Here is a 24,972-nt window from a genome sequence, read left to right on the forward strand (position 1 = left end):
GGGGGCGGACCTCCCTACGCCGGCGTGATCCGGGTCAGGTGCGAACGGTCGCGGGCGAACGCCCGCCTCTCAGCCCGGCGCACCGGACTCCCGTGGCGAAGGTGCAGCGTACCCGCCGGGGTACCACCATGGGGGCATGGCGGAACTATTGAGTGATCAAGAACTGGCCGAAGCCCTCACCCACCTGCCCCGCTGGACCCGCGCCGGTGACACGTTGGAGGCAACCGCGGCCCTCCCCACCTTCCCGGCGGCCATCGCGGTGGTCAACCGGGTGGCCGAGATCGCGGAGAGCGTCGACCACCACCCGGACATCGACATCCGGTGGCGGAAGCTGACCTTTCGGTTGTCGACGCACTCGGAAGGCGGATTGACCGCGAAGGACACCGCGCTGGCGGCGCAGATCGACGAGGTGCTGGACGTGAGTTCAGCCACACCCTCGTAACGAATCGCCTGATCAAGGCGCTGTTCCGGGCGACGCCGACACTTCGTTATTAGGACGCGCCCATGAACAACGTCGCCCCTGTCCTCACCGCCGCCCAGCGCGCCTGGGTCACCGTCTTCGCCACCGCGGTCACCCTGATCGCGGTGATCGGCCTCGGCATCGCCGGCTGACGGCTCACCCTTTTCAGTAGCGCGGCATGTTCGGGATGGCCTTCTCGGCTATCCCGATCACCGCGACCACCTTCGCAACGTCCGCGGAGGTCACCGCGGGAGCTCCCGAGGGCCTGTGCGAGCACGGCCTCGTAAGCGATGACCGCCCGGCTCGTGGCGCCCAACCCTGGTTCGGCCTACCGCACCGACGCGATGTGCGTACGAGCTCGTTCTCGGCTGTCCTCAGATCTCCTGGCTGAGTTTCAAACGGGTCAGTGGACGCTCGCGGACGCTGGTGAGGAACGGGTCCGAGGTATTCGTCGCGGCCCACGCCTCGGGCGTGACCCGGTGGACGTTGACCTCACGCCCCAGCCGCCGCGACGCGTGTTCGGCCAGGTCGAAAAGCGCGTCCTGATCGGGCGAACCGACAACGAGCACATCGACGTCGCCGGGTGGTGGTCCCGGTTCACCGCTGTAGCGCGCCGCCCAGGAGCCGTAGATGTAGGCCTCGTGCACGCCCGGCAAGTCGGACAGGGCCTCGCCCAGCAGCGGCATCGGCCCGAAGGTGACCGCGATGAGGTCGCTCAGCGGCTGGTAGATCGGGGTGTCCGTGCGGGCTTTGACGAGACGGCTCCGGCCCACCCGTCGTTCCTCCAGTATGCCGCCCTCCGCGAGCCGATTGGCCTCGCGCAGCAGGGCGGTGGGCGTCACGCCGCAAGCCTCGGCGAGTTCGGTGATCGTGTATTCGCGGTCCGGGTGGAGCAGCACCAGCGCGAGCAGTTCCCCCTGCATGCGGGAACGCAGCAGCGGGAGCAGACTCGGCGAGGTTTTCATTGGACGCAGTATATCCTGCGCCCAATGAAAGTAACACTCAGTATTGATTGGTAACTGCTAGGCCTCGATCGACGGACCCGCCTCGCCGGGCAACGGCCCCAACCGCAGGCGGCGCACCTCGGCGAAGTACGCGTTCGTCTTCGGCAGGTAGAGCAGGACCAAGCCCGCCACGGTGAAGATCGCGGTCAGCCCGCTCAGCGTCAGGCTGATGATCCCGGCGCCCGTCCACTGCACCTCGCCGCCGACGCGGTTCGCCCAATCGGTCTGGTCCGCGTACTCCACCAACGCCGCGACGCCGGCCAGCAGCATGGCCACCCCCAGACACGCGGCGGTCAGCGTGAGCACCACCCGCGCCGACCCGCGGCCCGCTCGCGCGAAGGTGCAGAGCACCAACTGCACTATCGCCGTGATCAACCCGGCGACCACGGCGGTCCCGGACCCGCCGGACTCACTCCGCTCGGACCGGACCTCCGACGGATCCGCCGGCCCGGCGAACACGTTGAGCACCAGCACCGCGATGCAGGCCAGCGCCACCGCGGACAGGAGCACGGTGGCCCACTTCAAGGTTTTCGGCACGTTGATCCCACCCCCAAGGAACACAACCCTTGACGGAGTGTAGCCGCGGTTCAGCCGTCGAACCGGACTTCGGCAGGCGGAGGAACCACGGAACTGGTCCACCTCGCCAGGCTTTCCGCGACTTCGCCGTAGGCAATGGCTCCGGTCGCGGTCGCGATCACGAGGTCGTATGCCTCGTCTTCGGGTGCTTCCAGGTCAACGCCGTTGAGTCCGTAGAAAACGAAGACCGCCATCCAGCCCAGCCGCTTGTTGCCGTCGACGAGCGGATGGTTGCGGACGAGCGACTCCAGCAAAACAGCCGCTTTCTCGTCCAGGCTCGGGTAAGCGTCCTGACCCATCAGCGAGGACTGCGGCCGATGCGCCGCCGCGTCGAGCAGCCCCAGATCACGGACCCGGGAAACACCCAGATCGGCAGCGAGGGTGAGCAGGTCGTCGAGGGTCAGGTACTCGATCTTCACTGCGCCAAACGATCGAGCAACGACGCGTAGCGCTCACGCCCATCCCGCGACAAGGCACGAACTCGATCATCACGGACCGACCTCGCCGCGGCGTCGGTGATCGCCCGCACCACCGCTTCGTGCTTGCTCACGCCGTTGACCTCGGCGAGCATGGCCAGAGCGCGTTCCTGCTCGTCGTTCAGCCTCAACGTCATCGCCATGAGTTCATGCTACCACTTCGGTATCATGATCACTTCACACGTTGAACCTGAACTCCACCACGTCGCCGTCGGCCATGATGTAGTCCTTGCCTTCCATGCGGACCTTGCCTGCCGACCGAGCCGCCGCCATCGAGCCCGCCTCCACCAGATCGGCGTAAGACACGATCTCCGCCTTGATGAAGCCCCGTTCGAAGTCGGTGTGGATTACGCCGGCGGCTTGCGGGGCGGTGGCGCCCTTCGCGACGGTCCAGGCCCGCGACTCCTTCGGCCCCGCCGTCAGGTAGGTCTGCAGGCCCAGCGTGTGGAACCCCGCGCGCGCCAAGGCGTGCAGCCCCGGCTCCGCCTGCCCCACCGACTCCAGCAGCTCCCGCACCGACTCCTCGTCGTCGAGTTCCAACAGCTCTGCCTCGACCTTGGCGTCCAGGAACACCGCGTCCGCCGGGGCGACGAGCTTGCTCAGCTCCTCCCGCCGCGCCTCGTCGGTCAGCACGCCCTCGTCCGCGTTGAACACGTACAGGAACGGCTTCGTCGTCAGCAGGCTCAGCTCCCGCAGCAGCGACCCGTCGATTTCCTTCGAGGCCGAGAACAGCGTCCGCCCGGCGTCCAGGATTTCCTTCGCCTGCTGCGCGGCCTCCAGCTGCGGGCGGTTCTCCTTCTTCGTCCGCGCTTCCTTCTCCAGCCGCGGCAGCGCCTTCTCCAACGTCTGCAGATCGGCCAGGATCAGCTCGGTGTTGATCGTCTCGATGTCGGACAGCGGGTCGATCTTGCCGTCCACGTGCACCACGTCCGGATCGTCGAAGACCCGGATGACCTGGCAGATCGCGTTCGCCTCACGAATGTTGGCCAGGAACTTGTTGCCCAGCCCGGCGCCCTCGGAGGCGCCCTTCACGATGCCGGCGATGTCCACGAACGAAACCACCGCGGGCACCGTCTTCGCCGAACCGAACAGCTCGGCCAGCTTGTCCAGCCGGGGGTCGGGCAGCGGGACCACGCCGACGTTGGGCTCGATCGTGGCGAACGGGTAGTTCGCGGCGAGCACGTCGTTGCGGGTCAGCGCGTTGAACAGGGTGGACTTGCCGACGTTGGGCAGGCCGACGATGCCGAGGGTCAGACTCACGGGCTGGCAGTCTACGTGCCGCCCCCGAACGGGCGGACGGCGGACGTGACGTCGGATTTCCGCCAGTCGGGACCGCCACCCGGTGGCACCATCGAGCCATGACGATCGCGCTGGAAGCACCGGTCGGCCTCTGGCGGGACACCGAGCGCTGCTACCGCGCGGTGGCCTCCCGCGACTCCCGGTTCGACGGGCAGTTCATCATGGCCGTGCGCACCACCGGCATCTACTGCCGCCCGTCCTGCCCGGCGAACACGCCGAAACCGCAGAACGTGCGCTTCTACCCGACCTCGGCCGCCGCCCAGTCCGGCGGGTACCGCGCCTGCCGCCGCTGCCTGCCCGACGCCGTGCCCGGCTCCCCCGAGTGGAACGTGCGCGCCGACCTCGCCGCCCGCGCGATGCGGCTGATCGCCGACGGCACCGTCGAACGCGAGGGCGTGCCCGGCCTGGCCAGCCGCCTCGGGTACTCGGAGCGCCAGCTCGGCCGCGTGCTCACCACCGAGCTCGGCGCCGGCCCGCTCGCGCTCGCCCGCGCCCACCGCGCGCACGCCGCCCGCCTGCTGATCGAGATGTCCGCGCTGCCGCTGACCGACGTCGCCTTCGCCGCCGGGTTCGCCAGCGTCCGCCAGTTCAACGACACCATTCGCGAGGTGTTCGCGGCCACGCCGTCCCAGCTCAGGGCCGCGCGCCCACGTCAGGAGGCCGACCCGGCCGGGATGCGCCTGTCGCTGCGGCTCCCGTTCCGGCCACCGTTCGACGCCGACGGCCTGCTCGCCTTCTTCGCCGCCCGCGCGGTGCCGCTGGTCGAGGCGACCGGCCCCGGCACCTACGCCCGCACCCTGCGCCTGCCCCACGGCCCCGGCATCGCCCGGCTCACCCCCGAACCGGACCACGTCCGCTGCGACCTCAACCTCGCCGACGTCCGAGACCTCAGCAGCGCGGTCACCCGCGTCCGGCGCCTCTTCGACCTCGACGCCGACCCGGAGGCCATCGCGAGCGTGCTCGCCGCCGATCCGGCGCTGGCGCCGGTTTTCGACCCCGGCATCCGCGTTCCCGGCGCGGCCGACGGGCACGAGCTGGTCGTGCGCGCCATGCTCGGCCAGCAGATCTCCGTCGCCGCCGCGCGGACCGCGGCGGGCAGGCTCACCGCCGAACTCGGCGACCCGCTGCCCGACACCCTGCGCACCGACGAGCTGACCAGGCTGTTCCCCACCGCGCAGGCCATCGCCGAGCACGGCCGCGACGTCCTCCGCGGACCGCGCAAGCGGATCGAGGCCATCTGCGGGGTCGCCGCGTCGCTCGCGTCCGGTGAGGTGTCCGTCCACGTTGGACGGATCTGCGCGGAGCTGCGCGTGGACCTGCTCGCCCTGCCCGGCATCGGCCCGTGGACCGCCGACTACGTGCTGATGCGCGTGCTCGGCGCGCCCGACGTGCTGCTCACCGGCGACGTCGCGTTGCGCAAGGGCGCCGCCGCGCTCGGCCTGCCCGACGACCCCTCCGCCTTGAGCGAACGCGCTTTGCCTTGGCGCCCTTGGCGTTCCTACGCGGGCATGCACCTGTGGCGCGCGTCAGCCGGCGTGTAGCGCCAGCGTCGACCCGGAGCGCGCCTTCCGCACCTTGAGCCGGGTCGGGATGCGCTGGCGCAGTTCCTCCACATGCGACACGAGCCCGACCACGCGCCCACCGGCCCGCAGCTCGTCGAGCACGTTCATCACCACGTCCAGCGTTTCCGCGTCGAGCGTGCCGAAGCCTTCGTCGATGAACAACGTGTCCAGCAGCGCGCTGCCGGTCTGCGCGGCGACGACGTCCGCCAGGCCGAGCGCCAGCGCGAGCGAAGCGAGGAAGGATTCCCCGCCGGACAGGGTTTTCGCCGGGCGGACCGTGCCGGAGAAGTCGTCGAGCACGTCCAGCCCGAGGCCACCGCGGGTGCCGCGCGCGCCCGCCGCGTCCGAGTGCACGAAGGAGTAGCGGCCCTGGCTCATCGTGCGCAGGCGGGCCGTCGCGGCCAGCGCGACCTCCTCCAGCCGCGCGGCCAGCACGTACGACCGCAGCGAGATCTTGCGCGCGTTCTGCCCGCGGCCGTTCACCACGTCGGTCAGCGCGTCCAGTTCGGCGGCTTCTTCTTCCAGCGGCGCCAGTTTGCGCAACGCGGCGTCGAAGCGGGTGCCCAGCGCGGTGAGGTCCTCGGCGACGCGCGCGGCGGCCCGGTGCGCGGCCACGGCCGACTCGACCTGCGCCGATGCCTGCTCCAGCGCTTCGCGCGCGGCGTCGATGTCGACGACCTCGTCACCGGTGATCCCGGCCAGTTCGGGCTCGGTGAGCGTGGACTGCGCGACCGCCGCCGCCCGGTCCGCCTCGACCAGCGCCTCGTCCAGCCGGGCGATGTCGGCCTCGTCGCGCACCGCGCCGAGCGCCTTCTTCACCGTCTTGAACTCCGCGCGCCGCAGCACTTCGGCGACCGTCTCGCGTTGCTCGGCCAGCCGTTCCTCGGCGACCACGACCGCCGCCCGCACCTCGGCCAGCTCCTCGATCGCCTTGACCCGCGCCAGCAACGCGGCCCGGCGCGCGGCGACGTCCTCGTATTCCTTGCGGGCCTCGTCGAGCCGCTGCGCGCGCTCGGCGACGGTCATCGCAAGCGCTTGCTGCTCGGCCTCCGCCTTCGCCGACTCGCGCTCGGCCGCGGCCCGCTGCTCGGTCAGCCGCTCGATCTCGGCGGCCAGCCCGCGCTGCTCCTGCTCCAGCCGTTCGCGGTGCTCGGCCAACTCGGCCAGCTCCGCCACGTTCGCCCTGACCTCGGCCAACTCCGTGGCGAGGTCCTCGGCGGTGCGGCCGAGCAACGCCTCCCGCAACGCCCCGAGCCGGGTTTCGGCCTGGTGCCGGGCTTCCAGTGCTTCCTGGCGCCGGGCGTCCGCCGTGCGCTCGGCCTCGGCCGCGGTCCGTTCCTCGGCCTCGCCGACCTGCTGCTGCCCGGCGAGCGCGGGCGCGGGGTGCTCGGCGGAACCGCACACCGGGCACGGATCGCCGTCCGCCAGCTTCGCCGCCAGCTCGGCCGCCATCCCGCTGAGCCGCCGTTCCCGCAGGTCGAGCAGGTGCGCGCGGGCTTCCTGGTGCAGGTCGACGGCCTTCACCTGCACCTCGACCGCAGCCCGCACGGCCTCTTCCGCGGCCGGGATCCGGTTGGCGGAGGCGACCGCGCGGGTCAGTTCGTCGGCACGGGCCTGCGCGCCGTCCAGCTTCGCGGCGGCCTGCGTCGCCGCCTCGACCCGCGACCGCAGTTCCTCGGAACGGGCGGGCATGGTGGCGAGCTTGCCGCCCAGCGTCTTCGCCCGCTCGTTCGCCTGATCCGCCTGTACGGCGAGGCGGCCGAGCCGCTCCTTGTCCCGCCGCTGCTGCTCACCCTCCTCGACGAGCCCGGACAACGCACCCGCCTCTTCGCGCAGCTCACCGGCTTCCTGCCGCAGCTCGGGCACGGTCGCCTTGGTGCGCGCAAGCGTTTGCGCCCGCTGCTTGGCGTTCTGCTGGACCTCGGTGAGGCGCTCCTTCAGCCGTTCCTCGGTGGCCACCGCCTCGGCCACCGGGATGGCCCGGCGCGCGGCCGCGATCTCGGCCGTCCAACGACGGCGTTCGGCCTCGCCTTCCTTCCAGGAAGCCAGGTTCGTCATCGCCACCCGCACGCGGCGGACCTGCTCGACGAACGTGCGGCCCTCCTGCAGGCGCTGGTCCGCGGCGTCCCACGCCTTGCGGGCGGCGGTCTCGGCGGCGAGCGCCCGCGCCACCTCGGCGTCGGCGCGCTCGCGCAACTCCAGCGCCCAGGTGGAGCTGACCTCCTCCGGCGCTTCCACCCCGGCCGCCTGCGACAGGCGCGCGACCCACTCCCGCACGGTCTGGCGGCGGACCTCCAGGTCCCGCATGCGTTCGGTGCGCAGGTTCCGGAACCACGCCTCGACGTCCGAGAAGCGCTTGGTGCCGAAGAGCCGCTCCAGCAACTGCTCGCGTTCGGCGGTGTCCGCGCGGAGGAACCGGGCGAATTCGCCCTGCGGCAGCAACACCACCTGGAAGAACTGGTCCGCGCTCATGCCGAGCAGCCGCTGCACCGTGCGCGCGACCTCGTCGATCCTGGTCAGGCCCTCGGCGGGCTGCCCGGCCGGCGTTTCGCCGACCCACGAGAGCGAGCACTTCGCGCGCTGCTTGGTGGTGCCGTCACCACTGCGCTTGGGGCGGTCGTATTCGGGACTGCGGACCAGCCGGAGCCGTTGGCCCTGCACGGTCACCTCGAGCACGACCTCGGTGACCTGCTCGGCCTCGGCGAGTTCGCAGCGCAGCTTCTTCGCTTCGTTGCGGGCACCGGGGACCACGCCGAACAACGCGAACGCGACGGCGTCGAGCAGGGTGGTCTTGCCCGCGCCGGTGTCGCCGTGCAGGAGGAAGAGGCCGTCGGCGCCGAGCGCGTCGAAATCCACCACCTCGCGGCCCGCGAACGGGCCGAAGGCGGCGACTTCCAGCCGGTGCAGCCTCATAGTTCCGGGCCCACCGCCTCGAGCTTGCCCGCTTCCTCCAGCGCGCGGGTGAGCAGCGCCTGCTCGGATTCGTTGGGCGCGGCACCGCGGCAGTCGGCCACGAAGGTGGACGCGATCTCCAGATCGGACCGGCCGCGGATGGCCTCGGAGTACTTGAGCTCACCGGTGGCGCGTCCGCCGTCCGGCTCCCATTCCAGGTGCACGGCGTGGGCGAACCTGGTGCGCAGCTTGCGCATCGCGTCGATCGGGCGGACCTCGTCGGTGAGCGTGATCGAGAGGTAGCAGTCCTCGAACTCGGTGTGCTCAGGCGCTTCGAGCAGGGCCTCGAGCTTGCCGCGCAGGGTGGCGAGGCGGCGCGGCACGGGCAGGTCGTGCCGGGTGACCTCGGCGAGCCCGGCCGCGTCGAACTCCACCAGCCACACCGATTTCCGTTGCTGCGACTCGGAAAACGAGTACGCGAGCGGGCTGCCGGAGTAACGGAGGTGGGGGGCGAGCACCTGCGGGCCGTGCAGGTGGCCGAGTGCGACGTAGTCCACGCCGTCGAACACCGAGCCGTCGACGTCCTCGACCCCGCCGACGGCGATGGTGCGTTCGGATTCGGTGGGCGCGGCACCGCTGACGAAGGCGTGTGCGAGCACGATGGACCGGGTTCCGGCGGGCCGGGTGGCGAGGTCCTCGCGGATGCGCCGCATGGCTTCGGTGAGCACGCCGGTGTGGCCCTTCGCCTCCGGCACGCCGAGCGCGTGCCGAGCTGGTTCCGGCTCCAGGTAAGGGATTCCGTAGCAGGCGATCGGGCCGTGGTCATCCTCGAACAGGACCGGCTCGTGCAGTTCCTCGATGGTGGTGCGGAGGTACAGCCCGCCCGCCGCGGCGAACCCGGCGAACGCGCCCAGCCGCGCGGCGGAATCGTGGTTGCCCGGGGTGATCACCACGCGGGCGCCCGCCTCGCGGATCTGCTCCAGGCCCCTGGTCGCGGCCCGCACGGCCTCGGCGGAGGGCACCGCGCGGTCGTACACGTCCCCGGCGACGAGCACGACGTCGACCGCCTCGGCCGAGACCAGCTCGGCGAGGTGGGTCAGCACGGCTTCCTGCTCGGCCAGCAGGTCGGTGCCGTGGAAGGTACGCCCGACGTGCCAGTCCGACGTGTGCAGGACCTTCATGTTCTTCAAGTTAGGCGCTGCCTCCGGGAAGACCGGGGACCTGTCGTGGGCGTGTCACCGCACGGATTCTGTCGGTGTCCTCGGCCATGATGGGCACCGACCCCTTCGACGCAGGTTCGACGCAGAGGAGTGTGCTTGCGGTGACCACGGTGATCACCGCGGCGGCGGTGGCCGTCGCGCTGGTGCTCGCGATCGGGATCGCCCTGGTCTGGCGGCTCTACACGGACAGCGTGCGGCGGGCGGACTCGGCGGTCCGGCAGATCGACGCCGAGCGCAAGCGGGTGGACGCGCAGCAGGCCGCGTTGCGGCGGTACGAGGTCGCGTTCGCCTCCATCAGCGGCCGCGGTGAACTGGGCGAACAGGTGCTCGCGGAGACGGCGAAGGCGCTGGGTCTGCGTGAGGGGCTGCACTTCACGCTGCAGACGGACCTGGCCGGTGGTGGCGCGGCCAAGCCGGACATGGTGCTGCGGGTCGGCGGCGACCGCACGGTCCCGGTGGACGCCAAGGCGAGCATGGCGTGCTGGGCGGAGGCGGTGGAAACGGACGATCCGGCCGAACGGCTCGACGCGCTGCGGGTGCACGTGCGCAACCTGCGGTCGCGCGCGGCGGAGCTGTCCGGGAAGGGGTACGCGCGCTGGGCGGACGCGATCTACGGCACGATCATGTTCGTCCCGTCGGACGCGGCGGTGGTGGCCGCACTGGACACCGATCCCGAACTGCTGCGCTGGTTGCTGGACCGGCGGATCTTCATCTGCGGCCCGACGGGGTTCGCGGTGCTGGCTTCGTCCGCTTTGTTCGCGGTGACCGAAACGGCGCTGGCCGAGGACGTGGAGATGGTGCGGGAGGCGGCCGCTTCGGCGCACCGGGCGGCCGGTGGGGCGATCGACGCGCTGAACCTGTCCAGCACGCACCTGCAGCGCTTCGTCTCCGCGCGGCGTCGTGAACTGGAAGCGCTGGAAGGCTTCCGGGCGGCGGTCACGCCGTTGACCGAGGCCGCCGCGAGCCCGGCCCCGGTGCCCGCCATCCGGCGCGGGGAGGAGCTTGCCTAGACGCCGTGGGAATCGAGTCGCAAGGCGACGCTCCGGACGCTGCGAAATCGAGGCAGAGGTCTGCGTCACACCGCAGAGGGGAACGCATTCGCCCTGATGGCGGCATTGTCGATCACGCTGGGAGGCCGATCGGGCGAGTGGGCTGAGACAGTGGTGGCATTCCCCCCGTGACCACGGGATACGGTGTGCTGTGTGACCGCCATACGCGATCGGCAGAGCGATCCCGACGCCGACGACCTCTTCGTACCCTGGGACGAGCTTCCCATCGTGGGTACGCGACGAGGGCTGCCCTGGTGGGGCGGCGTGCTGCTGGGCTTCGGGCTGGCCGCGCTCGGCGCGGTGGCCAGCCTGCAGATCACCGACAACCTGGAACTGATCTTCCAGGGTGCCTACTTCATCGGTGCGGTCGGGGCGGTCGCCGCGGTTCAGCGCCGCAGCCTGTTCGGGCCGATGGTGCAGCCGCCGCTGATCCTGGCCGTCACGGTGCCCGCCGCGTTGCTGTTCTCCGGCACGCCCGCCGGCGGGGACACCTTCTCCACCGCGCTGGCCATCGCGCAGCCGCTGATCAACGGCTTCCCGACGATGGCCATCACCACCGGCGCGGCGCTGGCGCTCGGTTTCTTCCGGATCTACCGCGAGCGGGACCCCGACCCGCCGATGAAGCCCATGAAGAAGGGCAAGGACGGGCGGCCTGCCGAAGCTGCTCGGCCGCCGAAGGCTCGGGCGCGCGCGGATGAGGACGCTCCGCCGCGACGTCCGGCCCGTGGCGGCCGCGACTCGGACTTCGACGACTTGGACGACGACCGGGGCCGGGGCCGCGGGTTCGGCCGTGGCCGCGGCGCAGACCGCGGCTCGGGCCGCGATGGCGGCCGTGGCGAAGGCGGCCGTGGTGGCCGCAGCGGTGGTGGCCGTGGCGACTTGGACCGCGGCGACGGTGGCCGCGATGGCGGTCGAGGTGGCGACGGAGGCCGCGGTGACCTGGGCCGCGACGGTGGCCGGGGCGATGGCGGCCGAGGTGGCGATGGCGGCCGGGGCGACGGTGGCCGAGGTGGCGATGGCGGCCGCGGCGACGGTGGCCGAGGTGGCGATGGTGGCCGCGGCGGTGACCTGGGCCGTGGCGATCGGAACCCCGATCGTGGGCGCGGTCGAGGCCGGGATCGCGAGCCGCTGCGGGACCGTGAAGCTCCGTCGCGGCGGCCGGCCGCCGGTGCTGGCGGGCCCGTGCGGCGCCGCCCGCCGGAAGACACGCCGCGTCGCCGGGAACCACTCGACCGTGAACCCCGAAAGCGCAACCCACCACCGGGCGACAAGCCGGTCCGCCGGAACCCACCGCCCCCGCGTACCGGCGACGCCCCCCGCGACCGGACCGGCCGCCCACCCGGCAGGCGCACCCCTCCCCCGCGAACCCGCCCCTGGGACGACGAGCGCGACTGACCGAGGCCGCCCCCGACGGCGCCCCGCCCGCCAGCGTCGCCCCCGCCCGCCAGCGCAGTGAATGTGGCTTTCACTGCACATTCCGCAGTGAAAGCCACATTCACTGCAGCCGGCTAGCGGGAGGCGGCCGGCTAGCGGGAGCCGTGCAGGGCGGCGTCCGCCACCCCCAGGCGGTCACCGGCGGTCTTCGCCTGGTGCCAGTGCGGGTAGATCAGCTCCGGCGCGCTCACCGAATCCAAAGTAGACAGTTCAGCATCCGACAACCGCAACGAAGCCGCGCCCAGGTTGTCCACCAGCTGCGACTCCTTCCGCGCCCCGATGACCAAAGTGGACACCGCGGGCCGCGTCAGCAGGTACGCCAGGGCCACCTGCGCCGGCGAAACCCCGTGCCCCGAAGCGATTTCCACCAGCCGGTCGATCGTGTCGTAGAGGCGCGACTCGTTCCGCACCGGCGGCTCGTCCCATGAACTCAGGTGCCGGCCCTCCGAAGCCGAAGAACCCCGCCGGTACTTCCCCGACAGCAGCCCACCGGCCAGCGGGCTCCACACCATGATCCCCAGCCCCTGGTCCACGGACAGCGGCACCAGCTCGTACTCCGCGTCCCGGCTCTCCAGCGAGTAGTAGATCTGGTTGCTCACGAACCGCTGGTACCCGCGCGCGTCCGCCACCGCCAGCGCCTTCATCAGCTGCCAGCCCGCGTAGTTCGACACCCCCAGGTACCGCACCTTCCCCGACCGCACCAGGGTGTCCAGCGCCTCGAGCGTCTCCTCCAGCGGCGTCTGCCCGTCCCACTCGTGCACGTGGTAGATGTCGATGTGGTCGGTGCCGAGCCGCCGGAGGCTGGCTTCGGCCTGCGTCAGCACGTGGTGCCGCGAAAGCCCGGCGTCGTTCGGGCCGTCGCCCATGCCCATCCGGACCTTCGTCGAGATGAGCACGCGGTCCCGGCGCCCGGCGAGCACCTTGCCGACGATCTCCTCGGACACCCCGGTCGAGTACACGTTGGCCGTGTCGATCAGGTTCACCCCGGCGTCGAGGCACAGGTCGACCTGACGCCGGGCATCGTCCACCCCGGTGTCCCCGACGTTGGCGAACACCCCGCCACCGCCGAAGGTCATCGTGCCCATGGTCAGCGCCGAGACCCGCAGCCCGGACCGGCCCAGCTGGCGATACTCCATCGAGCGTCCTCCCGATTTCCGTTGCCCCTCAAGGCGAACCTAACCGGGAAGCGAGCTCAGCGCACGGTGCTGCGGAGCTCCTTCGGCAGCGAGAAGGTGATCTTCTCGCTGGCCGTGGTGACCTCGTCGACGTCGCCGTAACCGCGCTCGGCCAGCCAGTCGAGCAGGTTCATCACCAGGCTGTCCGGCACGGAGGCCCCGCTGGTCACGCCGACCGTGGTGACCCCGTCCAACCAGGACTCGTCCACCTCGTGCGCGAAGTCGACCAGGTGCGCGTCCTTCGCCCCGGCCTTCAGCGCCACCTCGACCAGCCGCTTCGAGTTCGACGAGTTGGTCGAGCCGACCACGATCACCAGGTCGCACTCCGGCGCCAGCGCCTTCACCGCCACCTGCCGGTTCGTGGTGGCGTAGCAGATGTCGTCGCTCGGCGGGTCCGAGATCTCGGGGAACCGCTCGCGCAGCTGATCCACCCGCTCCATCGTCTCGTCCACGCTCAGCGTGGTCTGGGACAGCCAGATCACCTTCGACGGGTCGCGCACGGCGACCTTGTCCACGTCCTCGGCGGTGTCCACCAGCTGGACGTGCTCGGGCGCCTCGCCCGCGGTGCCCTCGACCTCTTCGTGCCCCTCGTGGCCGATGAGCAGGATGTCGTAGTCGTTCTTGGCGAACCGGTTGACCTCTTTGTGCACCTTGGTGACCAGCGGGCAGGTGGCGTCGATGGTGCGCAGGTTGCGCTCGGCGGCCTCGGCGTGCACCGCGGGTGAAACGCCGTGCGCGGAGAACACCACGAGCGCGCCCTCGGGCACCTCGTCCGTCTCGTCGACGAAGATCGCGCCGCGCTCGCGCAGCGTCTCGACCACGTGCCGGTTGTGCACGATCTCCTTGCGGACGTACACCGGCGGGCCGTGCAGCTCCAGCGCCTTCTCCACCGCGATCACCGCGCGGTCGACCCCGGCGCAGTAACCGCGCGGCTTCGCGAGCAGCACTCGCTTGCCCTCGCGCGGCTTGATCGGGGCGATTTCGGCGGGCTCGGTACCAGGAGTCGGTGAGCTCATGCCCCCAGGGTACGGGTACGCCCGTTGTGCCCGGGCTCACGCGTGGGTCGTTCGGTTAGGCCGTTGGAGTAGGCCGAACAACACACAGAGTTGGGCAGGACGGCCTAGGTACGGCAGGCTGTACGGCATGAAGCCACTCCCGCTCCCGCTGCGCGTCGCGGCGGGCCTCGCGGTGGAGACCGTAGAGCGGGCTCGCGAACTGCCCCGGCAGCTCACTGGCCTCCCGGTCACCGTCGCCAGCCAGGTACTCCAGTTCTCCATGCGCGTCCAGCAGCACGTCACCGAGCTGGCGATCAAGGGGGACGACGTGCTGTCCTCCCTGCGCCCGGTCGAGGAGTCGCCCAGCTGGGCCACCTTCGACGAGGACCTGCCGGAGGCACCCTCCCGCAACGGTCACCGCGCCGAACCGGCCGCCGCCGAAGCCGCGGCCGCCAAGGCCGGAGCCACCGCCACCGGAGCCACAGCCGCCGAGGCCGGAGCCGCCGAGGCCGAGGACCCCTGGGCCGCCGAAGAGCAGGCCATCGCCGAGGAGGCGGGCCCGGCCGGCGTCACCGGTTACGACGAGCTGACCCTGCCGCAGCTGCGCGCGCGGCTGCGGAAGTTCTCCGCCGCCGAGGTGGAGGAGCTGCTCGCCTACGAACGCGACCACCAGAACCGGCCGTCGTTCACCGGCATGCTGGCCCGGCGGCTCGGCAACCTCCAGCAGCCCGGCGAAGGCGGCCAATGAGCGAAACCGCGGCTCGCGAGACCTCGACCGCGGAGAACCCCTGGCCGGTGCGCACGGTCGCACGCAAGATCGGGGACTGGATCCACCGCCTCGGCGCGGTGTGGGTGGAGGGGCAGGTCACCCAGATCTCCGCCCGGCCAGGCACCGGGACGGCCTTCCTCACCCTGCGCGACCCGGCCGCGGACGTGTCGATGTCGGTGACCTGCCCGATGAGCCTGCTCCGCTCGCTCGAACCGCCACCGCGCGAGGGCGCCAGCGTGCTGGTCAACGCGCGGCCCGCGTACTTCTTCGGACGCGGCACGCTGAGCCTGCGGGCCAGCGAGATCCGCATGGTCGGCATCGGCGAGCTGCTCGCCAGGATCGAGCGCCTGCGCCGGCTGCTCGCCGCCGAAGGCCTGTTCGCCCAGGAGCGGAAGCGACGGCTGCCGTTCCTGCCGAAGGGCATCGGACTGATCACCGGCCGCGCGTCGGCCGCCGAGCGCGACGTGCTGGTCAACGCGCACGCCCGCTGGCCGGCCGCGCACTTCCGGGTGATCAACACCGCGGTGCAGGGCGCGCTCGCGGTCCCGGAGATCCTCGACGCACTGTCCATTTTGGAACGCGACAAGAACGTCGAGGTGATCGTGATCGCCCGCGGCGGTGGCAGTGTGGAGGACCTGCTGCCGTTCTCCGACGAGGCGCTGTGCCGCGCGGTCTCGAACGCGCGCAAACCGGTGATCAGCGCGATCGGCCACGAGCCGGACACCCCGCTGCTCGACCACGTCGCCGACGTGCGCTGCTCCACGCCCACCGACGCGGGCAAGCGCGTGGTGCCGGACGTGCGCGAGGAGAGCGAGCGCGTGCGGCAGATGCGCGACCGCGGCCGCCGCGCGTTGCACGGCTGGGTGGACACCCAGCGCCGCCTGCTCGACCAGCTGCGCAGCCGTCCGGCGCTGGCCGACCCGCTCGGCCCGATCGACCGGCGCGCCGACGAGGTCGAACTCCAGCGCCAGCGCGGCCGTCGCGAGATCCTGTCCACGCTGACCAGGGAGCAGACCGCGCTGACCGCGGCGCGGGCCCGGTTGACCGCGCTCGGTCCGGCGGCGACCCTGGAACGGGGTTACGCGGTCGTGCAGTTTTCCGACGCGGCGGGCAACCTCGGAGTGCTCCGATCGGTCTCTGAAGTGTCGGACGGAACCGAGGTCCGCATCCGGGTGGGCGACGGCGCGGTCCGGGCGATCGTGTCCGGGCCCGCAGAGGAGGGGTGAGGGGTGCTCGAACCACGGGCGAACGAGTTCCTGCCTCTGACCAGCGGGGCCGCCGCGCGCGCCGGTGCCGGGGCGGTGCTGCTGCGGGCGCAGGAGGCCGACGTCGCGGCGGGTGCCTGCTGGACGGCGCTGATCGCGGGCTGCGCGAACGCGGGCCGGTGGGGGCTGGCGCCGCGGCTGCGGCAGCTGTCCGAGGCGACCTCGGAGTACGTCGGCACCCGCTGGTGGTCGACCGAGGGCGTGTCGCACCGCAACCGGGTGGCCGGGGCGCAGGGGCAGATCGAGGACGCGATCGCCGAGGGTGACGGCCAGGAGTTCGCGAAGGCGTTCAGCGACTACGACAACGCGATGGCCAGCGCGGTAGTGTGCGGCGGACGTCATCGAGCGGAGAAGCAGGCACAGTGACCGAAGAACTCGGCTACGAGCAAGCACGCGACCAGCTGGTCGAAGTGGTGCGCGACCTGGAAGCGGGCGGGCTGTCCCTGGAGCAGTCGCTGGCGCTGTGGGAGAAGGGCGAGAAGCTCGCCAAGGTCTGCGAGCGCCACCTCGACGGGGCGCGCGAACGGGTGGAGGCCGCGCTGGCCTCGGTGGAGGATTCTCCGGAAGAGGGCAACGCAGGGTGAGGAACCCCATCCTCGCGGGTACCCGGAGTGCCGCCGGTATCTGAGAGGATGACCGGGCGACTGGACGACCCTGGAGGCAACACATGTCCAACCCCAGCCAGCCCACCGAAGCCGCCCGCCGCGGGGAGGCACCCGACCGCAACCTGGCCATGGAGCTGGTCCGGGTGACCGAAGCCGCCGCGATGGCCGCCGGGCGCTGGGTCGGCAAGGGGGACAAGAACGGCGGTGACGGCGCCGCGGTCGACGCGATGCGCCAGCTCGTCGGCACCGTGTCCATGCGCGGGGTGGTGGTCATCGGCGAGGGCGAGAAGGACGAAGCCCCGATGCTCTACAACGGCGAAGAGGTGGGCAACGGCGACGGGCCGCACTGCGACGTCGCGGTGGACCCGATCGACGGCACCACGCTGATGGCCAAGGGCATGCCGAACGCGCTCGCCGTGCTCGCGGTCGCCGAGCGCGGCGCGATGTTCGACCCGTCCGCGGTGTTCTACATGGAGAAGATGGCGGTCGGGCCGGAGGCCGCCGGGCTGGTCGACCTGGCCGCGCCGGTCGCGGAGAACATCCGGCGGGTGGCGCAGGCGAAGAACAGCGGCGTGTCCGACGTGACGGTGTGCATCCTGGACCGCCCCCGCCACGAGCAGCTGATCAAGGAGGTCCGCGAGGCGGGCGCCCGGATCCGGTTCATCTCCGACGGTGACGTGGCGGGCGCGATCGCCGTCGCGCGGCCGAACACCGGGGTGGACATGCTGCTCGGCATCGGCGGCACGCCGGAGGGCATCATCGCGGCGAGCGCGCTCAAGTGCATCGGCGGTGAGCTGCAGGGCCGGTTGTGGCCGAAGGACGACGAGGAGCGCGAGAAGGCCCTCGGCGCCGGGCACGACCTGGAGCGCGTGCTCTCCACCGACGACCTGGTCCAGGGCGACAACGTGTTCTTCTGCGCCACCGGCGTCACCGACGGCGACCTGCTGCGCGGGGTGCACTACCGCGCGGGCGGCGCGACCACGCAGTCGATCGTGATGCGGTCGAAGTCCGGCACGGTCCGGATGATCGACGGGTACCACCGGCTGACGAAGCTGCGCTCGTACTCCTCGGTGAACTTCGACGGTCACCTCGACGACGTCGACGACGAGCTCGACGTGGTGCCGCCGCTCCCGTGATCAAACGCCTCGCCCTCTGCCTGACCGCGCTGCTGCTCGCCGCCGCGCCGGCTTCCGCCGTGGAGCCGTTCATCGTCGGCGGGGTGGTGGCCGACCAGGAGTACCCGTTCATCGTCTCGCTGCAGTCGAGCACCGGGAAGCACAACTGCGGTGGCTCGCTGATCGCGCCGGACCAGGTGGTCACCGCGGCGCACTGCGTGCAGGGCCGCAACCCGGACATGCTCAAGGTGCGCATCGGCAGCAACGACCACAGCCAGGGCGGCGAGGAGCTGCGGGTGACCGGGCTGGCCGTGCACCCGGAGTACAACCCGGACGGTGCGCGGGGCGACATCGCCATGGTGCGCCTGGAAAAGGCGGCGGCCGCGACGCCGATCCCGCTCGGCGCGAGCGCGGGCGTCGGCACCTCGACGCGGTTGCTGGGGTGGGGGCAGACCTGCCCGAAGCTCGGCTGCGCGGACAAGCCGACGCAGTTGCAGCAGCTGGACACCTCGATCGTGGCGCCGGAGGAGTGCGCGGCGGTCGCCTTCGACGGTGCGGTGGAGTTGTGCACGGACAACCCCGGGGACACCGCTGGCTCCTGCTACGGCGATTCGGGTGGCCCGCAACTGGCCAAAGTGGACTCCCGGTGGGTGCTGGTCGGCGTGACGAGCAGGCCGGGCAACGACTCCGACACGTGCGGGACGGCTCCGTCGATCTACACGTCGGTGGTCGCCTACGCGGGGTGGATCACGGAGCAACTGGCCGGTCCTACCGAGCCCGCGCCGGAGCCGCCACCAGAACCTTCGCCGGAACCCTCGCCTTCGCCTTCGCCTTCGCCGTCGCCGGAACCCTCACCTTCGCCGGAACCCTCGCCTTCGCCGGAGCCTTCCCCTTCGCCGGAGCCCACTCCGGAACCGTCTCCGGAGCCTTCACCCGAGCCCTCCCCGGCACCGAGCCCTTAACCGGACCGATGCAGTGAATGTGGCTTTCACTGCCGATTCCGCAGTGAAAGCCACATTCACTGCACCCGCACCTATTCGGCGTTGCTCGAGTGGCCTGGGAAGAGGTGCGCCTCCGGGTCCAGCGCGACGGCGATGTTGTTCACCGCCGTGGCCGCTTCGCCGAAGCCCGTGGCGATCAGCTTCACCTTCCCCGGATAGGCCGCCACGTCGCCCGCCGCGTAGACGCGTGGTTTCGCGGTGGCCATGGTCGAGTCCACCGAGATGGCGCGGTGGTCGATCTCCAGCCCCCAGTTCTCGATCGGCCCCAGGTCCGCGGTGAAACCCAGCGCGGCGATCACCGACTGCGCGGGCAGCACCAGGGTTTCCCCGCCCTTCACCTCGACGGTGATCTCGCCGAGCGCGCCGTCGCCGGTGTCGCGCAGTTCGGTCACCTCGGCGTCGGTGATGATCCGGACGCCCAGCTCCCGCGCCTGCCGCACGATCGACTCCACCGCGCGGAACCGCGCCCGCCGGTGCACCAGCGTGACGCTGCGCGCGATCGGGTGCAGCGCGAGCACCCAGTCGAACGCCGAGTCCCCGCCGCCGACCACGACCACGTCCTGCCCCTCGTGCGCCCGCAGCGAAGGCACGAAGTGGACCATGCCCCGCCCGAGCCAGCCGTCGCCGGCGGGCAGCGGCCGCGGGGTGAACTCGCCGATGCCCGCGGTGATCAGCACCGCGCCCGTCCGCAGCACCTCACCGCCGTCGAGGGTGACCGACAGCCCGTCGCCGACGTAGTCCAGGCCTTCGGCCTTGCGGCCCAGCAGGTACGTCGGCTTCCACTGCGCGGCCTGCTCGACCAGTGCGTTGACCAGATCCCGCCCGCGCACCGCGGGGAACCCGGCCACGTCGTAGATCATCTTCTCCGGGTACATCGCGGTGACCTGACCGCCCGCCTCCGGCAGCGAGTCGATCACGGCGGTGGACAACCCGCGGAAACCGGCGTAGTAAGCGGCGAACAGGCCGGTCGGCCCGGCACCGACGATCGCCAGGTCCACGGTCGAATCGGGCGCACTCATCCTGAAGAATCCCTCCGCCGTGCTGTGGTGGTGTGGCAGCAGTCACAGCCCACCCTAGTGCGAAAGACCACTCCGCAGGCTTGCCTTACCTGGGCCAGACTGGAGTTATGCCTGAACAGGAATTCCGGATCGAACACGACACGATGGGCGAAGTGAAAGTGCCCGTCGACGCGCTGTACCGCGCCCAGACGCAACGCGCCGTGGAGAACTTCCCGATCTCCGGCCGCGGCCTGGAACGCGCCCAGATCCGCGCGCTCGGCCTGCTCAAGGCCGCGACCGCGCGGGTGAACGCCAAGCTCGGCGTGCTCGACGAGGACCTCGCCACCGCGATCGCCGCGGCCGCCGACGAGGTCGCCGAGGGCAGGCACGACGCCCACTTCCCGATCGACGTGTTCCAGACCGGTTCCGGCACATCGTCGAACATGAACGCCAACGAGGTCATCGCGACGCTGGCCACCCGCGCCCTCGGCCGCGACGTGCACCCGAACGACCACGTCAACGCCTCGCAGTCGTCCAACGACACCTTCCCGACCACCATCCACGTGGCCGCGACGGAAGCAGTGCTCTCGGATGTGATCCCCGCTCTCGACCACCTCGCGCAGGCCATCGAAGCCCGGGCCGCGGAGTGGGCGGACGTGGTCAAGTCCGGCCGCACGCACCTGATGGACGCGGTGCCGATCACGCTGGGCCAGGAGGCCGGGGCGTGGGCCGCGCAGGTCCGCTTCGGCATCGAGCGGCTGCGGTCCGGGCTGGACCGGCTCGGCGAACTGCCGATCGGCGGCACCGCGGTCGGGTCCGGCCTCAACGCGCCGGACGGCTTCGGCGCCGCGGTCGCGGCCGAACTCGCCGAGGTGACCGGCCTGCCGCTGACCGAGGCCCGCGACCACTTCGAGGCGCAGGCCACCCAGGACGGCGTGGTGGAGACCTCCGGCCACCTGCGCACGGTCGCCGTCTCGCTGAACAAGATCGCGAACGACCTGCGCTGGCTGGGTTCCGGCCCGCGCACCGGGCTCGCCGAGCTCGCGCTGCCGGACCTGCAGCCGGGTTCGTCGATCATGCCGGGCAAGGTCAACCCGGTCATCCCGGAGGCCACCCTGCAGGTGGTCGCGCAGGTGATCGGCAACGACGCGGCGGTGGCCTTCGCCGGTGCGCAGGGCAACTTCCAGCTCAACGTGAACCTGCCGGTGATCGCGCGCAACGTGCTGGAGTCCGCGCGCCTGCTCGCCGCGGTCTCGCGCCTGCTGGCGGACAAGGTGTTCGCCGGGGTCACGGTGAACACCGACCGGGCGCGGGAGTACGCCGAAGGTTCGCCGTCGATCGTGACGCCGCTGAATAAGTACATCGGCTACGAAGAGGCGGCGGCCGTGGCGAAGCAGGCGCTCAAGGAGTTGAAGACGATCCGCGAGGTGGTCATCGAACGCGGGTACGTCGCCGACGGCAAGCTGACCGAGGCTCAGCTAGACGAGGCGCTCGACGTGCTCCGGATGGCGCGCGGCGGCAAGTAGTCAGTCGAGTTCGCGCAACGCGGCGGTGAGCGGGCCGGCCAGCCGGTCCGCGAACCCCGCGGGCACCGGTTCGCGCAGCATGTGCAGCCAGGCGAACACCGACCCGAGCAGAACGGCGTGGACGGCCGTCGGCTCGGGTCGTTTTTCCAGCTCGCCGCGGGCCACCGCGCGGTCGAGCATCCGCACCAGGTAGTCCCGCTGCCGCCCGACGAACTGCGTGCCGAAGCGCTCGGCCAGTTCGGGGTCGGCCTGGACGTCGGCGAGCAGGCCGGGGATCGCGCTGGCCGCCGCCGGTCCGTCCAATGAGGACTGGATGACGGCGAGCACGCCGGCCACGTCCCCTTGCAGCGAGCCGGTTTCCGGTGGTGGTGGCAGGTGCTCGTCGTGCACCACCGCGGCGAAGACCAGTTCGGCCTTGGACCGCCAGCGCCGGTAGACCGCCGCCTTCCCCACCCCGGCACGCGCCGCGATCATGTCCACAGTGGACTTCTGGTAACCGGACTCGGCGAGCAGCTCGTGCACGGCGGCGCGTACCGCGTGGTCGATCTCGGTGGCCCGCGGCCTGCCCCGGCGAGGTGTGCTCATGGGGTCAGTTTACGGAACCGGCAGTTCCGTATATGTTCGGGGTCATGACCTGGACGAGAAGCGCCACGCAAGTCCTCGACGTCGAACGCGAACTGGTCTGGCCGGTGCTGGCCGACCTGCCCGGCTGGTCGCGCTGGGACCCGGACCTGGTCGAGGTGACCCGGCACGGCGAAGGTGGTGACCTGGTGCCGCCGGGGCGGTTCTGGGGTGCGGTGCACCGGAAGACGGCGGGGCCGTACCGGCTGGTCGCGGTCGAGGAGGGCAGGCGGATCGAGTTGCACCAGCCGATTCCGCTGGGCGTGATGCGGTTGGAGTACCTGCTCGCGGACGCGCCGGGCGGGCGCACTTCGTACACGCAGCACGTGTCGCTCTCGGGGCCGCTGGCGCGGGTGATGGTGTGGGTGGTCGGCGGGAACGTGGTGCGGCACTTCCCGGAGAAGGGGGCCGCACTGGCGCGACTGGCGTCACCCGCGACGGCGTAGGCCGATCAGCACGCCGAGCGCGACCAGGCCGACGCCGGCGAGATCGGTCAGTTCGAGCCGTTGGGCGCCGAGCAGGACCGCGACGAGCAGGCCAGACACCGGCATCACGCCGATCAGCACCCCGGCGCGATCGGCGCCGAGCACGGAGACGGCGAAGTACCAGATGCCGAATGCGACGGCGGTGACCACCACGGCCAGCACGAGCAGAGCGGTGAGCTGCGTGGTGTTCGGCCGGATCCAACTCTCCACAAAGGACGAGAGCAGGGCGCTGCCGATGGCCGCGGCGAGGCAGCTCCAGGCCGAGGTGGCGAGGGGGCCGAGCCGTTTCACCAGGCCGACGGCGAAGAGGGTGAAGCAGGCCTCGCAGAGCATCGCGAGCACGGCCAGCACGAGGCCGGGGCCGGTGGTGGCGCCGCCGCCGGTGAGGACGACGACTCCGCTGACCGCGAGCACGGCCCCGAAGATGGGCGCGGCGGACGGCTGCTTGCGCGCGAGGAGCGGCCCGGCGACGGCGAGCACGAGCGGACTACCCCCGAGGACGGCGGCGACGAGGCCGGGCTCGGCGTAGCGCTGGGCGTAGAGGAGGCAGGCCTGGAAGCCGACCATCCCGGTGGCGGCGAGGGCGATGAGGGCGGGGAGGTCCGTCCACTTCGGAATGGGGAGGGAACGTCGGCGGAGGGCGAACCAGGAGAGGAGGAGGATGCCGGCTAGGCCGTAGCGGAGTGCCTGGCCGAGGAGGAGGGGGTACTCGTCGAGAAGCCCGGTCACGGGCACCGACCCGCCGACGATCGTGGCGGTGGTCACCCCAGCCACAATCCCGAGGCGGTCGCGGGTTGGCGCCACAGTCGTCGTCATAACGATCAGCGTGGCTGGGGAGCGGCCCACTCAGAAGGACCACTTCACCTCCACTGACTTGATCCATCCGCGCCACCCTCTTCGACCGAGAGCGCTGCTCTCCTCTCAGATCACCGCTCTCGCCCACTTCGAGATCACCGCTCACCAACGAGAGCACCGCTCTCCACCCAGGGCACCCGAGCCGGAGAGGGGAAGCCAAAGGAGAGCCCTGCTCTCCCAGAGCGCCCCCGCCAGCGCCACCCCACCCAGCCAGGCGCCCGGCCAGCGCCACCCGATCAGCATCTCCCCAATCAGCGCCGCCCCAATCAGCGCAGCCCCGCCCCGGCGCCACTCCGACCAGCGCCGCCCGGTCGGCGCCACTTCCGATCAGCGTCGCCCGGTCGGCGCCACTTCCGATCAGCGTCGCCCGGTCAGTGGCGGCCCACCCCGGCGGCGGCCCACCCTGGCGGCGGCCCGATCGCCGCCGACCGGTTAGCGCCGTCGCAGGGACTTGTCGGCTAGGGCCGGCGGCACGTAATCCGCCTCCAGTCGGTTCAGGTCTACGCCCGGCGGCACGATCTCATCGATCCGATCCAGCGCCGCCCCGTCCAACCGCAGGTCCGCCCCCTCCAGCAAGTCCGTCAGCTGAGCAGGCGTCCGCGGCCCGATGATCGCCGACGTCACAGCCGGGTGCGAGAGCACGAAAGCCAGGGCCAGGTGCGACATCGGCCTCCCCAATTCCGCCGCCAGCTTCCGTAGCTCCCCCAGCGCCGCGAACTTCGCCGCGTTCCCCGGCAGCGACGGATCGAACTTGTGCGCCTGAACAGCCTGCCGCCCCTTCGTCAAATCCACATCCCCAGGCTCCACATACCGCCCCGACAACCACCCGCTCGCCAGCGGCGACCAAGTCAGCACCCCCAGCCCGTACCGCTGCGCCGTCGGCAGCACCGCCCCCTCGATCGCCCGGTTGAAGATCGAGTACGGCGGCTGCTCACTCCGGAACCGCACGTGCCCCCGCCGCTCCGCCACCCACTGCGCCTCGACGATCTGCTCCGCCGGGAACACCGAATGCCCGATCGCCCGCACCTTCCCCGCCCGCACGAAATCCGACAACACCGACAGCGTCTCATCGATGTCCGTCGCGTGATCCGGCCGGTGAATCTGGTAAAGGTCCAGGTAGTCCGTGTCCAACCGCCGCAGGCTTCCTTCCAGCGCCCGCACCAGCCACCGCCGTGAATTGCCGGAGTGGTTCTCATCCGGCCCCATCGGGAAATGCGCCTTCGAAGCCAGCACCACGTCGTCGCGACGCCCGCGAAGGGCCTTCCCGATAATCCGCTCGCTCTCCCCGTCCGAATACATGTCGGCGGTGTCCACAAAATTGATGCCGCCGTCCAAGGCCGCGTGCACCATCCGCACGCCCTCCTCGTGCGACGGATTGCCCCACGCCCCGAGCATCATCGCGCCGAACGCGTATTCGCTGACCGAAATACCCGTACCACCCAGAATTCGCCTGTGCATCGCCAGTTCCTTTCCTAGTCCGGAGTCCGGAGTCCTGACACCAGCCTGCGTCCGGGAACCACGACCGCCCAGGCCCGCCGCAACCTGGGTCTGCCAGTACCAGGCACCTCGCCCCCAGGCGGGGATACTGGA

25 protein-coding genes and 1 riboswitch are annotated in these 24,972 nt (G+C 71.3%); of the genes, 12 read left to right on the forward strand and 13 right to left on the reverse strand.

From position 1 onward, the window contains the following. Window positions 1–9 precede the first annotated feature (9 nt). Window positions 10–96, reverse strand: a riboswitch (TPP riboswitch). 40 nt (window positions 97–136) lie between these two features. Beyond that, on the forward strand, window positions 137–442 hold the full coding sequence (locus JYK18_RS06535; protein WP_206801246.1) for a 4a-hydroxytetrahydrobiopterin dehydratase: 306 nt from the start codon (window positions 137–139) through the stop codon (window positions 440–442). Between the two features lie 392 nt (window positions 443–834). Here JYK18_RS06535 and JYK18_RS06540 read toward each other — a convergent pair whose 3' ends face one another. Genes JYK18_RS06540 through ychF form a run of 5 tightly spaced genes read right to left on the reverse strand, consistent with a single transcriptional unit; the run spans window position 835 to window position 3,776 of the window. Beyond that, window positions 835–1,425, reverse strand: a complete 591-nt coding sequence (locus JYK18_RS06540) for an ArsR family transcriptional regulator (RefSeq protein ID WP_206801247.1) — start codon at window positions 1,423–1,425, stop codon at window positions 835–837. A gap of 57 nt (window positions 1,426–1,482) precedes the next feature. Further along, complete coding sequence (locus JYK18_RS06545) at window positions 1,483–2,001, reverse strand: hypothetical protein (RefSeq protein WP_206801248.1); 519 nt, start codon at window positions 1,999–2,001, stop codon at window positions 1,483–1,485. A gap of 50 nt (window positions 2,002–2,051) precedes the next feature. Then, window positions 2,052–2,459, reverse strand: a complete 408-nt coding sequence (locus tag JYK18_RS06550) for a type II toxin-antitoxin system death-on-curing family toxin (RefSeq protein ID WP_206801249.1) — start codon at window positions 2,457–2,459, stop codon at window positions 2,052–2,054. Continuing rightward, the gene (locus JYK18_RS06555; protein WP_206801250.1) at window positions 2,456–2,659 is read right to left on the reverse strand and encodes a CopG family transcriptional regulator; all 204 of its coding nucleotides are present in this window, start codon (window positions 2,657–2,659) and stop codon (window positions 2,456–2,458) included. Before JYK18_RS06555 ends, JYK18_RS06550 begins: the two co-directional genes overlap by 4 nt. 34 nt (window positions 2,660–2,693) lie before the next feature. Next, a complete protein-coding gene (gene ychF / locus JYK18_RS06560) occupies window positions 2,694–3,776 on the reverse strand; it encodes a redox-regulated ATPase YchF (protein ID WP_206801251.1) in 1,083 nt (360 codons plus the stop codon). Between the two features lie 98 nt (window positions 3,777–3,874). Here ychF and JYK18_RS06565 point away from each other — a divergent pair, with 98 nt between their 5' ends. Next, the gene (locus tag JYK18_RS06565; protein ID WP_206801252.1) at window positions 3,875–5,356 is read left to right on the forward strand and encodes a DNA-3-methyladenine glycosylase 2; all 1,482 of its coding nucleotides are present in this window, start codon (window positions 3,875–3,877) and stop codon (window positions 5,354–5,356) included. On the opposite strand, the gene JYK18_RS06570 is transcribed toward JYK18_RS06565, so the two are convergent. Together JYK18_RS06570 and JYK18_RS06575 are read right to left on the reverse strand one after the other, a co-directional pair. Next, window positions 5,342–8,290, reverse strand: a complete 2,949-nt coding sequence (locus JYK18_RS06570) for an AAA family ATPase (RefSeq protein WP_206801253.1) — start codon at window positions 8,288–8,290, stop codon at window positions 5,342–5,344. The two genes, JYK18_RS06565 and JYK18_RS06570, sit on opposite strands and share 15 nt — an antisense overlap. Beyond that, window positions 8,287–9,450: an exonuclease SbcCD subunit D gene (locus tag JYK18_RS06575; RefSeq protein WP_206801254.1), complete on the reverse strand. Its 1,164-nt coding sequence runs from the start codon at window positions 9,448–9,450 to the stop codon at window positions 8,287–8,289. The genes JYK18_RS06570 and JYK18_RS06575 overlap by 4 nt, the downstream gene beginning before the upstream one ends. Window positions 9,451–9,590: 140 nt before the next feature. On the opposite strand from JYK18_RS06575, the gene rmuC reads away from it, so the two are divergent. After that, window positions 9,591–10,499, forward strand: coding sequence for a DNA recombination protein RmuC (rmuC, locus tag JYK18_RS06580; RefSeq protein WP_206801255.1), 909 nt, complete (start codon window positions 9,591–9,593; stop codon window positions 10,497–10,499). A 192-nt stretch (window positions 10,500–10,691) separates the two neighbouring features. Next, entirely contained in the window at window positions 10,692–11,933 is a 1,242-nt protein-coding gene (locus JYK18_RS06585) for a DUF6542 domain-containing protein (RefSeq protein WP_206801256.1), read from the forward strand. A 131-nt stretch (window positions 11,934–12,064) separates the two neighbouring features. On the opposite strand, the gene JYK18_RS06590 is transcribed toward JYK18_RS06585, so the two are convergent. After that, a complete protein-coding gene (locus JYK18_RS06590; RefSeq protein ID WP_206801257.1) occupies window positions 12,065–13,108 on the reverse strand; it encodes an aldo/keto reductase in 1,044 nt (347 codons plus the stop codon). Between the two features lie 56 nt (window positions 13,109–13,164). After that, window positions 13,165–14,163, reverse strand: a complete 999-nt coding sequence (locus JYK18_RS06595; protein ID WP_206801258.1) for a 4-hydroxy-3-methylbut-2-enyl diphosphate reductase — start codon at window positions 14,161–14,163, stop codon at window positions 13,165–13,167. Between the two features lie 127 nt (window positions 14,164–14,290). Between JYK18_RS06595 and JYK18_RS06600 the strand changes: the two genes are divergently transcribed. The 6 genes from JYK18_RS06600 to JYK18_RS06625 all read left to right on the forward strand — a co-directional run bounded on the left by JYK18_RS06600 (window position 14,291) and on the right by JYK18_RS06625 (window position 18,858). Next, window positions 14,291–14,890, forward strand: a complete 600-nt coding sequence (locus JYK18_RS06600) for a lipid droplet-associated protein (protein WP_206801259.1) — start codon at window positions 14,291–14,293, stop codon at window positions 14,888–14,890. Next, window positions 14,887–16,137, forward strand: a complete 1,251-nt coding sequence (xseA, locus tag JYK18_RS06605; protein ID WP_206801260.1) for an exodeoxyribonuclease VII large subunit — start codon at window positions 14,887–14,889, stop codon at window positions 16,135–16,137. The genes JYK18_RS06600 and xseA overlap by 4 nt, the downstream gene beginning before the upstream one ends. A gap of 3 nt (window positions 16,138–16,140) precedes the next feature. After that, the gene (locus JYK18_RS06610; RefSeq protein ID WP_206801261.1) at window positions 16,141–16,542 is read left to right on the forward strand and encodes a hypothetical protein; all 402 of its coding nucleotides are present in this window, start codon (window positions 16,141–16,143) and stop codon (window positions 16,540–16,542) included. After that, complete coding sequence (locus JYK18_RS06615; protein ID WP_206801262.1) at window positions 16,539–16,760, forward strand: exodeoxyribonuclease VII small subunit; 222 nt, start codon at window positions 16,539–16,541, stop codon at window positions 16,758–16,760. Before JYK18_RS06610 ends, JYK18_RS06615 begins: the two co-directional genes overlap by 4 nt. Window positions 16,761–16,843: 83 nt before the next feature. Further along, complete coding sequence (gene glpX / locus JYK18_RS06620) at window positions 16,844–17,917, forward strand: class II fructose-bisphosphatase (RefSeq protein ID WP_206801263.1); 1,074 nt, start codon at window positions 16,844–16,846, stop codon at window positions 17,915–17,917. After that, a complete protein-coding gene (locus JYK18_RS06625) occupies window positions 17,914–18,858 on the forward strand; it encodes a trypsin-like serine protease (RefSeq protein WP_206801264.1) in 945 nt (314 codons plus the stop codon). Before glpX ends, JYK18_RS06625 begins: the two co-directional genes overlap by 4 nt. Window positions 18,859–18,929: 71 nt before the next feature. Here the strand turns inward: JYK18_RS06625 and JYK18_RS06630 are convergent, their stop codons facing one another. Continuing rightward, window positions 18,930–19,916, reverse strand: coding sequence for an NAD(P)/FAD-dependent oxidoreductase (locus JYK18_RS06630; RefSeq protein ID WP_206801265.1), 987 nt, complete (start codon window positions 19,914–19,916; stop codon window positions 18,930–18,932). 107 nt (window positions 19,917–20,023) lie between these two features. Between JYK18_RS06630 and JYK18_RS06635 the strand changes: the two genes are divergently transcribed. Then, the gene (locus JYK18_RS06635; RefSeq protein ID WP_206801266.1) at window positions 20,024–21,421 is read left to right on the forward strand and encodes a class II fumarate hydratase; all 1,398 of its coding nucleotides are present in this window, start codon (window positions 20,024–20,026) and stop codon (window positions 21,419–21,421) included. Here JYK18_RS06635 and JYK18_RS06640 read toward each other — a convergent pair whose 3' ends face one another. Next, window positions 21,422–22,006: a TetR/AcrR family transcriptional regulator gene (locus tag JYK18_RS06640; RefSeq protein WP_206801267.1), complete on the reverse strand. Its 585-nt coding sequence runs from the start codon at window positions 22,004–22,006 to the stop codon at window positions 21,422–21,424. Window positions 22,007–22,050: 44 nt separating this feature from the next. On the opposite strand from JYK18_RS06640, the gene JYK18_RS06645 reads away from it, so the two are divergent. Then, entirely contained in the window at window positions 22,051–22,488 is a 438-nt protein-coding gene (locus JYK18_RS06645; RefSeq protein ID WP_206801268.1) for an SRPBCC family protein, read from the forward strand. On the opposite strand, the gene JYK18_RS06650 is transcribed toward JYK18_RS06645, so the two are convergent. Further along, entirely contained in the window at window positions 22,471–23,292 is an 822-nt protein-coding gene (locus tag JYK18_RS06650) for a DMT family transporter (protein WP_374194993.1), read from the reverse strand. The two genes, JYK18_RS06645 and JYK18_RS06650, sit on opposite strands and share 18 nt — an antisense overlap. A 522-nt stretch (window positions 23,293–23,814) precedes the next feature. Then, complete coding sequence (locus JYK18_RS06655; RefSeq protein WP_206801270.1) at window positions 23,815–24,840, reverse strand: aldo/keto reductase; 1,026 nt, start codon at window positions 24,838–24,840, stop codon at window positions 23,815–23,817. Window positions 24,841–24,972: the final 132 nt, after the last annotated feature.

It is taken from the genome of Amycolatopsis sp. 195334CR (assembly GCF_017309385.1).
Classification (GTDB): Bacteria; Actinomycetota; Actinomycetes; order Mycobacteriales; family Pseudonocardiaceae; genus Amycolatopsis.

What these genes read in the sequence shown, in the direction of transcription:
- JYK18_RS06535 (WP_206801246.1), top strand. Translation starts at nt 137, where the DNA reads ATGGCGGAACTATTGAGTGATCAAGAACTGGCCGAAGCCCTCACCCAC.
- JYK18_RS06540 (WP_206801247.1), bottom strand. Translation starts at nt 1,425, where the DNA reads ATGAAAACCTCGCCGAGTCTGCTCCCGCTGCTGCGTTCCCGCATGCAG.
- JYK18_RS06555 (WP_206801250.1), bottom strand. Translation starts at nt 2,659, where the DNA reads ATGGCGATGACGTTGAGGCTGAACGACGAGCAGGAACGCGCTCTGGCC.
- JYK18_RS06565 (WP_206801252.1), top strand. Translation starts at nt 3,875, where the DNA reads ATGACGATCGCGCTGGAAGCACCGGTCGGCCTCTGGCGGGACACCGAG.
- JYK18_RS06570 (WP_206801253.1), bottom strand. Translation starts at nt 8,290, where the DNA reads ATGAGGCTGCACCGGCTGGAAGTCGCCGCCTTCGGCCCGTTCGCGGGC.
- JYK18_RS06575 (WP_206801254.1), bottom strand. Translation starts at nt 9,450, where the DNA reads ATGAAGGTCCTGCACACGTCGGACTGGCACGTCGGGCGTACCTTCCAC.
- JYK18_RS06590 (WP_206801257.1), bottom strand. Translation starts at nt 13,108, where the DNA reads ATGGAGTATCGCCAGCTGGGCCGGTCCGGGCTGCGGGTCTCGGCGCTG.
- JYK18_RS06595 (WP_206801258.1), bottom strand. Translation starts at nt 14,163, where the DNA reads ATGAGCTCACCGACTCCTGGTACCGAGCCCGCCGAAATCGCCCCGATC.
- JYK18_RS06600 (WP_206801259.1), top strand. Translation starts at nt 14,291, where the DNA reads ATGAAGCCACTCCCGCTCCCGCTGCGCGTCGCGGCGGGCCTCGCGGTG.
- xseA (WP_206801260.1), top strand. Translation starts at nt 14,887, where the DNA reads ATGAGCGAAACCGCGGCTCGCGAGACCTCGACCGCGGAGAACCCCTGG.
- glpX (WP_206801263.1), top strand. Translation starts at nt 16,844, where the DNA reads ATGTCCAACCCCAGCCAGCCCACCGAAGCCGCCCGCCGCGGGGAGGCA.
- JYK18_RS06630 (WP_206801265.1), bottom strand. Translation starts at nt 19,916, where the DNA reads ATGAGTGCGCCCGATTCGACCGTGGACCTGGCGATCGTCGGTGCCGGG.
- JYK18_RS06635 (WP_206801266.1), top strand. Translation starts at nt 20,024, where the DNA reads ATGCCTGAACAGGAATTCCGGATCGAACACGACACGATGGGCGAAGTG.
- JYK18_RS06640 (WP_206801267.1), bottom strand. Translation starts at nt 22,006, where the DNA reads ATGAGCACACCTCGCCGGGGCAGGCCGCGGGCCACCGAGATCGACCAC.
- JYK18_RS06645 (WP_206801268.1), top strand. Translation starts at nt 22,051, where the DNA reads ATGACCTGGACGAGAAGCGCCACGCAAGTCCTCGACGTCGAACGCGAA.
- JYK18_RS06655 (WP_206801270.1), bottom strand. Translation starts at nt 24,840, where the DNA reads ATGCACAGGCGAATTCTGGGTGGTACGGGTATTTCGGTCAGCGAATAC.